Origin of the sequence: Amycolatopsis rifamycinica, from assembly GCF_000695625.1 — a bacterium.
GTDB lineage: Bacteria > Actinomycetota > Actinomycetes > Mycobacteriales > Pseudonocardiaceae > Amycolatopsis > Amycolatopsis rifamycinica.
The window spans coordinates 101821-110253 of sequence record NZ_JMQI01000019.1; the positions used below are offsets into that span (position 1 = coordinate 101821).

The 8433-nt window shown below is 72.8% G+C and carries 8 protein-coding genes and 1 pseudogene; 8 read left to right on the forward strand and 1 reads right to left on the reverse strand.

Features of this window, described 5'->3' with window-relative positions; genetic code table 11:
* The first annotated feature begins 5 nt into the window (after positions 1–5).
* The 5 genes from DV20_RS09540 (at position 6) to DV20_RS09560 (ending at position 6621) form a co-directional block, all read left to right on the forward strand.
* On the forward strand, positions 6–458 hold the full coding sequence (locus DV20_RS09540) for a (2Fe-2S)-binding protein (RefSeq protein ID WP_043778478.1): 453 nt from the start codon (positions 6–8) through the stop codon (positions 456–458).
* Positions 445–1407: an FAD binding domain-containing protein gene (locus DV20_RS09545; protein ID WP_043778479.1), complete on the forward strand. Its 963-nt coding sequence runs from the start codon at positions 445–447 to the stop codon at positions 1405–1407. Before DV20_RS09540 ends, DV20_RS09545 begins: the two co-directional genes overlap by 14 nt.
* Positions 1404–3578: a xanthine dehydrogenase family protein molybdopterin-binding subunit gene (locus tag DV20_RS09550; RefSeq protein WP_043778480.1), complete on the forward strand. Its 2175-nt coding sequence runs from the start codon at positions 1404–1406 to the stop codon at positions 3576–3578. The genes DV20_RS09545 and DV20_RS09550 overlap by 4 nt, the downstream gene beginning before the upstream one ends.
* 196 nt (positions 3579–3774) lie before the next feature.
* On the forward strand, positions 3775–5205 hold the full coding sequence (locus DV20_RS09555; RefSeq protein ID WP_043778481.1) for a carboxylesterase/lipase family protein: 1431 nt from the start codon (positions 3775–3777) through the stop codon (positions 5203–5205).
* 138 nt (positions 5206–5343) lie between these two features.
* Positions 5344–6621, forward strand: a complete 1278-nt coding sequence (locus tag DV20_RS09560; protein WP_043778482.1) for a sensor histidine kinase — start codon at positions 5344–5346, stop codon at positions 6619–6621.
* A 260-nt stretch (positions 6622–6881) separates the two neighbouring features.
* Here the strand turns inward: DV20_RS09560 and DV20_RS09565 are convergent, their stop codons facing one another.
* Complete coding sequence (locus DV20_RS09565; RefSeq protein ID WP_043778483.1) at positions 6882–7238, reverse strand: hypothetical protein; 357 nt, start codon at positions 7236–7238, stop codon at positions 6882–6884.
* Between the two features lie 139 nt (positions 7239–7377).
* On the opposite strand from DV20_RS09565, the gene DV20_RS09570 reads away from it, so the two are divergent.
* The 3 genes and pseudogenes from DV20_RS09570 to DV20_RS47295 all read left to right on the forward strand — a co-directional run.
* Complete coding sequence (locus DV20_RS09570; RefSeq protein WP_043778487.1) at positions 7378–7803, forward strand: membrane protein; 426 nt, start codon at positions 7378–7380, stop codon at positions 7801–7803.
* A gap of 47 nt (positions 7804–7850) precedes the next feature.
* Positions 7851–8267, forward strand: coding sequence for an IS5 family transposase (locus tag DV20_RS46110; RefSeq protein WP_043778490.1), 417 nt, complete (start codon positions 7851–7853; stop codon positions 8265–8267).
* 8 nt (positions 8268–8275) lie between these two features.
* Positions 8276–8433 (forward strand): annotated as a pseudogene (locus DV20_RS47295) (IS5 family transposase); the annotation flags it as partial.

Consider the following 8433-nt stretch of genomic DNA (forward strand, 5'->3'; position numbering starts at 1 on the left):
GACCAGTGGAAATCTCACTCGAAGTCAACGGCACACCCGAACACCTGGACGTCGATCCCGGCGTGACACTCCTGGACGCCTTGCGCGAGCGGCTCGCCGTCACCGGCCCGAAGAAGGGCTGCGACCGCGGGCAGTGCGGCGCCTGCACCGTGCACGTCGGCGGCAAGCCCGTGCTCTCGTGCCTCACCCTGGCCGCCACCGTCAAGCAGCCCGTGACCACCGTCGAAGGACTGTCCACAGAGGACGGACTGCACCCGGTGCAGCAGGCGTTCGTCGACCAGGACGCCCTGCAGTGCGGGTTCTGCACCGCCGGGCAGATCATGTCGGCGGTCGCCGCCGTCGAGCAGGACGTCGAGGACGTGCGGGAGTTCATGTCCGGCAACCTCTGCCGGTGCGCGGCCTACCCGAACATCGTCAAGGCGGTCGAGCAGGCGAGGCGGGCCGATGCGTCCCTTTGAGCTGACCGCACCCACCACCGTCGAAGCGGCGGTCGCCACGCCCGGCACGTACCTGGCCGGCGGGACGACCCTGGTCGACCTCATGAAGCTCGACGTCCTGACGCCCGAGCACGTCCTGGACATCAACGAGGTGCCGTTGCGCGGCATCGACACCAGCGACGGGCTGCGCTTCGGCGCGCTGGAGCGGATGGCGGCCATCGCCGCGCACCCCGGCGTCTACCCGGCGATCTCGCGCGCCCTGCTGCTGAGCGCGTCCCAGCAGCTGCGGAACATGGCCAGCATCGGCGGGAACCTGCTGCAGCGCACGCGTTGCTCGTACTTCCGCGACGTCGCCATGCCGTGCAACAAGCGCGTTCCCGGCAGCGGTTGTTCGGCGATCACCGGCGCGAACCGGATGCACGCGATCCTCGGCACCAGCGAGTCGTGCGTGGCGACCCACGCCAGTGACGTCGCCGTCGCCCTGGTCGCCCTCGACGCCCGCCTGCGGCTGGCCGACGCGACCGGCACCCGCGAGGTCGCGCTCGGCGACTTCTACCAGCTGCCCGGCGACACCCCCGCCGTGGAGAACGACCTGCGCCCCGGCGAACTGATCACCGAGGTGGTCGTGCCGCGGCTGGACTGGGCCGCGAACTCCACCTACGTCAAGGTGCGCGACCGGCAGTCCTACGAGTTCGCGCTGTGCTCCGCCGCCGTCGCGCTGGACGTGCGCGACGGGGTCGTCGCCGACGCCCGGGTCGCCGCCGGCGGCGTCGGGACGGTGCCGTGGCGGCTGCCGTCCGTCGAGGCGGCCCTGCGCGGCGGCCCGGCGACCGAGGCGGCCTTCGAAGCGGCCGCGGCCGTGGCCGCCGACGGCGCACAACCGTTGTCCGAAAACGGGTTCAAGGTGACGCTGCTGCAGCGCACCATCGTCCGGGCACTGCTCGAACTGACCGAGGGGAGCTCCCGATGATCACCCGGCTGGACGCGCCGCTGAAGGTCACCGGCGACGCCAAGTACGGCGCCGACCACACCTTCCCCGGCATGGTCTACGGCTACGTCGTGCTCAGCACGATCGCCCACGGCGAGATCGAGGCCGTGGACGCCACCGCGGCGAAGAGCGCGCCCGGCGTGCTCGCGGTGTACACGCCGTTCGACCCCCTGACCCTGCGCACGCCGAGCCTGCCGGTCTTCGGCGAGACGTGGGTTCCCCTGCAGGACAAGCAGGTCACCTACTACGGCCAGCCGATCGGTTTCGTGGTCGCGGAGACGTTCGAGCAGGCCAGGGACGCCGCGGCCCTCGTCGAGGTCACCTACCGGGAGCGGCCCGCCCTGACCTCGCTCGTCGAGGGCCTCGACACGGCCGAACCCGCGGCACCGACCTTCGGCGGCGCGCCGCCCGAAATCGAGGTGCTCGCCGAGGACGTCGAATCCATCGAAGCCGCCTTGGCCGCGAGCCCGGTGGTCGTCGAGGCGACCTACACGACCGCGACGCAGAACCACGCCGCGATGGAGCCGCACTCCGCGGTCGCGGTGTGGGACGACGGCGAGCTGACCGTCTACAGCGGCAACCAGGCCTCCGACATGCAGGCCGCGGAGCTGGCCATCGCGCTCGAGCTGGCCCCGGAAGCCGTCCACGCGGTCAACCCGTTCGTCGGCGGCGCGTTCGGCGGCAAGGGGCGGACGTCCACGCCGGCGTTCCTGGCCGCGGCGGCCGCCCGCAGCCTCGGCCGGCCGGTGAAGGCCGCGCTCACCCGCGAACAGGTCTTCACCGCCACCGCCGGCCGGGCCGCGACGATCCAGAAGCTCGCGATCGGCGCCGAGCCGGACGGCACCCTGGTCGCCCTGCGCCACGACTCGTGGTGCCACACCGACACGGCCCGGTCGTTCGTCGAACCGACGTCGCACGGCACCTCGCGCGAGTGGTACTCGACGAAGAACCTGTCCATCACCCAGAAGGTCGTGCCGCTCAACCTCCCGCCGACGACGTTCATGCGGGCCCCCGGCGAGGCACCCGGCTCGTTCGCGCTGGAAAGCGCGATCGACGAGCTCGCCGTGAAGCTGGGCATGGACCCGATCGAGCTGCGCGTCCGCAACAACTCGACCGCTCCGCCCGGTCACGACCTGCAGTGGTCGAGCAAGCACCTCGACGAGTGCTTCCGCATCGGTGCGGACCGCTTCGGCTGGGCGCACCGCCCGGCGGGCTCCCGCACCGACGGCGACTGGCTCGTCGGCATGGGCGTCGCCACCGCGGTGTTCCCCGCCCTGCGGTTCCCGGCCACCGTCGGCATCACGCTGCACGCGGACGACACCGCCGTCGTCGGGACGAGCGGCGCGGACCCCGGCACCGGCCTGCTGACCGTGCTCTCCCTGATCGGCGCCGAGTCACTGGACATCCCGGCCGACCGGATCACCCCGCGCCTGGGCGACTCCGCGCTCCCGCCGGGCGGCATGTCCGGCGGCTCGACGGCGACGGCGAGCGCGGGAACGGCGATCATGCTCGCCGCCACCAAGGCGATCGACGAACTGACCGCGCTCGCCGCCGACCCCGGCGCGCCCTTCGCCGGGCGCCAGGTCACCTACGCCGACGGCCGCGTCTTCGCCGACGGCGAGTCGATGACGTTCGGCGAGCTGCTGCGGGCGGTGGGACGCGAGTCACTCCAGGTGACCGGGACGTCGGCGCCCGGCGAGGAGATGACCAAGCACTCCTTCGCCTCGTGGGGCGCCCAGTTCTGCGAGGTCCGGGTGCACAAGTGGACGCGTGAAGCACGCGTCTCCCGGATGCTCGGGGTGTTCGACGCGGGCCGGATCATCAACGACAAGGCGGCCCGCAGCCAGATCATGGGCGGCATGATCTGGGGTGTCTCGGCGGCGCTGCACGAGGGCCTCGAGATCGAGGCCAACGGGCGGCTCGCCAACGGCGACTTCGCGAGCTACCTGCTGCCGGTCAACGCCGACATCCCGGAGGTCGGCGTCCACTTCGTCGAGTACCCGGACACCCTCCACAACGCGGTGGGCGCGCGGGGCCTCGGCGAGATCGGCACGGTCGGCATGGCGGCCGCGGTCGCCAACGCCGTGTACAACGCCACCGGCATCCGGGTCCGGCACATCCCGATCACCATCGAGGACCTCCTCGAAGGCTGACGGTGTGGGCAGGGCGTTCCCCAACGCCCTGCCCGCACCGCGCCGGGAACCCACGGCGCCGCCACCGGAGTCGATCCGGGCCGGTCGCCGTTATCCATCCGCGACAACCTCGGAGACGGAACGCCCATGACGGCGGCCCGTCCGCGGTCCTAGGCTGACGGGCGCCTCCCCCGACAGTCCACGAAGGGACCCCCGCATGACCGACCCCGTCGTCCCCACCACGTCCGGCGCGGTCCGCGGTCAGGTCACCCCCGCCGGCGTGGCGCTCTTCCGCGGCATCCCGTACGCCGCCGCACCCGAGGGCGAGCTCCGCTTCGCCGAACCCGTCCCCGCCCCACCGTGGGAGGGCGTCCGCGACACGCGGAGACCCGGGCCGACGGCACCGCAACGCCGTCACGATGTGCCCCACCTCGACCTGACCCCGCTCACCGGCACCGGCTGGCGCCCGGGACCGGAGTACCTCACGGTCGACGTCTGGACGCCGCAGCCGGGCGCCGCTTCCCTGCCGGTACTGGTGTTCGTGCACGGCGGCGCGTTCCTCGGCGGCGCCGCGTCCGCCGCGGTCCACGACGGCACGGCGTTCGCCCGCTCCGGCGCGGTCCTGGTGACCGTCCAGTACCGGCTCGGCGTCGACGGCTTTCTCCCCCTGGACGGCGGCGCGACGAACCTGGGCCTGCGCGACCAGCTCGCGGCCCTGCACTGGGTCCACGAGAACATCGCCGCGTTCGGCGGCGACCCGGCCAACGTGACCCTCTTCGGCGCGGCTTCCGGCGCGGTCAGCGTCGCCTGCCTGCTCGGCTCACCGCTCTCGACCGGGCTCTTCCACCGCGCGATCGTCCAAAGCGGACACCCGGACATGGTCCGCGACGGCGTCCAGGCCCGCCGGCTGGCCAAGGTGGTCGCGGACGAGCTGAAGGCGGAACCGACCGCGGAGGCGTTCCGCAAGGTGTCGACCGAGCAGCTGCTCGACGCCCAGGACGCGGTCCTGCGCCCGGGCGGCGCGCCCGACCTGCGTGACGCGCTGGGCTATGACCGCGGCTACGGCCTGAGCCCCTTCCTCCCGGTGGTCGGCGACGACGTCCTGCCGCAGCACCCGGCCAAGGCGATCAAGGCGGGCGCGGGCCGCGACGTCGACCTGATCGCCGGCAGCTGCAGCGAAGAGATGCGGCTCTACCTGGTGCCGACGGGCGCCCTCGAAGCGGTCACCGACGACCAGGCGGTGGCCTCCCTGGCGGTGTCCCACCCGGACCCCGCGGGCGTGCTGTACGCGTACGGCCTCGGTTCCGGCCGCACGGCGGGCGAGGTCCTGGTCGAGGCCCTGACGGACCTGGTCTTCCGCGACGGCGTCCGCGCGCTGGCCGAGAACCACGCGGGACGGACGTTCCGGTACGAGTTCGAGTGGGGCTCACCCCTGCTCGAAGGCAGGCTGGGCGCGTGCCACGGGCTGGAGCTGCCGTTCGTGTTCGGAGCACTGGACGCGCTGTCGGGGCCGCGAGGGCTGCTCGGCGAAAACCCGCCACCCGAGCTGGCCGCGGAGCTGAACGGCGCCTGGTACCGCTTCGCGACGACGGGTTCGCCGGGCTGGCCGGAGTACACGGACGAGGACGCCATGTTCCACGCGTACTGACGGCGCGTCCCCGGCAGATCACGAAGCGGTAGAGGGGTTTGCTCCAGCGGGCTGGCTCCGGGCCGGGACGGTTGACGAGTCCCCCGCCGCACTGCCAGGCTCAGGCCGCCCGGACGGCCGGATGAATGGGGACCACCGATGCCCGAGGCGGGCTCTGCCGCACCGCCACGCGCCTTCGTCCGCACGCTGCTGCGCAGCGGCACACCAGCGGAACCGACCGAGCCCCTTCCCGACAGCGGCGATCTCACCGCCGTGGGGGACGCGACGCTCGCTCGCGCCTCGCGCTACTGGGTGGCCGTGCCGATGGCCTACCGGGCCGCCGCGTTCGTCAAGGTGTTCATCGGGTTCACCGCCGCGAACGGCGTGCTCGGGCTCGGACCAGTGCTGGGCGCCACGGTGTTCGGCGTCGCGGCCAACATCGCCGCGATCGTCTGGGTGCTGCGCTCGGGCGGCCTGCGGGCCCGCCTCACCGGCCGCGCGCTCAGTCTGGACCTGTCCCTGGGCGTGGTCCTCAACCTGGTGGTAGCCGTGACGGCCCCGGCCGAGATCCAGCCGTTCGCCGTCGACGTGTCGTGGACCTGGCTCGTCGGCTCGGTCGCCATGTGGGCGGGCACGTCCGGGCTGCCCGCGGCGCTGTGGCTGTTCGCCGCGGCCGTTCCGTTCCGGGCGTTGCTGACCGTGGCCGGCGGCCTGCCGCTCGACCACCAGCTCGCGCTGACGCGGTCGATCGGCTGCATGGTGGCGCTGGCGGTGGCAATCGTGCTCGCGGTGGCGATCCTCATCATGCTCGGCGTCGGCACCCGCTTCGCGGTGGACATCGGGCTGCGGCGCGGCCGCGAGGCCGAGCGCCACCGAACCCGGCGCATCATGCACGACAGCGTGCTGCAGACGTTGGAAGCGCTGGCCATTTCGGCACCGGGAGACGACGCCCAGGCCGTCACCCGGCTGTCGGAGCTGCGCTCGGTCGCCAAGGCGGAGGCGGCCGAGCTGCGCCGCCGGATCACCGAGCCGGTGCCGACCGGCTCGGCGCGGGGTTTCGCGGTCGAGCTGGCCGACGTCGCCACGGAACTGGCCCGCGACGGCCTGCGCACGCAGCTCGTCGCCGCGGACTTCGCCGACGACCACAAGGTCTCGCAGGACCGCCGCACGGCGTTGTGCGAAGCGGTCCGGGAAGCGTTGCGCAACACGGTGAAGCACTCGGGGACGAAGCAGGTCGTGCTGCGCGTGGAGCAACGCGACGGCGGAATCGCGGTGGTGGCCCGCGACCAGGGGCAGGGCTTCGATGTCCGGGACCGGCCGCCGGGCTTCGGCATCAGCCAGTCCATCATGGCCCGCCTGGCCGAAGTCGGCGGGCACGGAACGGTGGACTCGCAGCCGGGCCGCGGCACCCGCGTGACGATGTGGGTGCCGGGCTGAGCCACCCGGCGGGTGACCCGCCCGGCGGCGAGACTCGCCCGGCACGCAGCGGTCAACGTGCGCTGCCCGCGGTCGGCGGCGGACTCGCCGCTGCAGCCCCACACGGCAGGCGGCGGCGATGCCCGCACGTCAAGCCGCGGCGCGGTGGACTCGCAGCCGCGGCCAGCACCGCTGCCCGAGGGCGGCGGTGGGCTCGCAGCCGTGGGTCCGCCCCGATGGCGAGGCACACCGTGGCGCCAGGTCACCATGGCGATGCCGGGCTAAGCCGCGCGGCGGGTGGCTCGCTCGGCGGCGAGGCTCGCTCGGCACGCCGTGGTCAGGCGGGTGGTGGCCGGGCTGTCGCCGTGGCCGCAGGTCGGGCAGGTCATCGTCACGGCCAGGGACAGCTCGTCGACCGCGACGGCCAGCTCGGTGCGGCAGCCTCGGCACCAGCGGTGGCGGGTGACCGGGCTGACGTGCGCCGGTGAGGCGACGCACTGGTGGATCCACCGGCCGTGCACGTGGCAGGTCAGCCGGTCGTCGGGCGCCAGCAGGCCCATGTCCTCGGCGTCGTCCTCGGTGGCGAGCAGGACCGGCAAGCTCCGGACGCGGTTCGGGGTGGTGGTCGTGGCGGTCATCGTGCTCTCCTTCCCCTCTGCCAGGACGTCGAGCGAGCAGCGCCGGATTCGACAGTCATCGGGGGGATGGCCGGATTCCGGCGGTTCGTGGCAATCCAGCCACTCCCCCGGGGCCGCCAAGATCGCTAGCTTCGGGCGCGTGTCGAAAATCTTTCTCTCGATCCACGTCCTGGCGGCCATCCTCGCCGTCGGCCCGGTCGCGGTCGCGACCAGCATGTTCCCCGCCGCCGTGCGCCGGGGCGACGGCAAGACGGCGGCCCTGCTGCACCGCATCTGCCGCGTGTACGCCTACGCCGCCATCGCGGTTCCGGTGTTCGGCTTCGGCGTCGCCGGCACCATGCACGTCATGGGCGATCCGTGGCTGCTCACGTCGATCGGCCTGACGGCCGTCGCGGCCGCGGTGCTCGCCCTGCTGATCCTGCCGCGCCAGCGGCGGCTGCTGGCCGAGGAGTCCACATCGGACACCCTGGGTCGGCTGGCCATGCTGACCGGCGTGTTCAACCTGCTGTGGGCGGTCGTCACGGTGCTGATGATCGTCCGGCCCGGCTCGTCGACGGGTGCCTAGGGCGTGTCCTGTAAGTGGTTGAGCTGGACCTCTGGTAGCTATGCGTGGTGGTTGGTCGCGGTGAGTTGACGGATAAGGCGTGGGCGGTGATCGAGCCGCTGCTGCCGCCGGTGCAGGGTGGTGGGCGGCGGTGGCGGGATCACCGTCAGGTGATCAACGCGATCCTGTGGAAGCTGCGCACCGGTGCCCCCTGGCGTGACCTGCCCGATCGCTATGGCCCGTGGAAGACCGCGCATGAACGGCTGCGGTTGTGGACCAAAGACGGCACCTGGGAGAAGATCCTCGACCGGGTGATCGTCAAAGACGACGCCGTCGGCGAACTCGAATGGATCACCTCGGTCGACTCGAGCGTGGTCCGGGCGCACCAGCATGCTGCCGGTGCCCGGAAAAAGGGGGATGCAGCGACGGAACCGAAGCCATCGCCTGCGACGGGGAAGGACTCGGCCGGTCCCGCGGCGGACTGAGCACCAAGATCCACCTTGCCGTCGAAGGGCGAGGCCTGCCGGTCCGGATCCTGCTCACCCCAGGCCAAGCGGGAGACAACCCGCAGCTGCTGCCGCTGCTGGATGGCATCAGCGTCGCCCGGATCGGACCAGGCCGGCCACGCTGCCGGCCGGAGACCGTGATCGC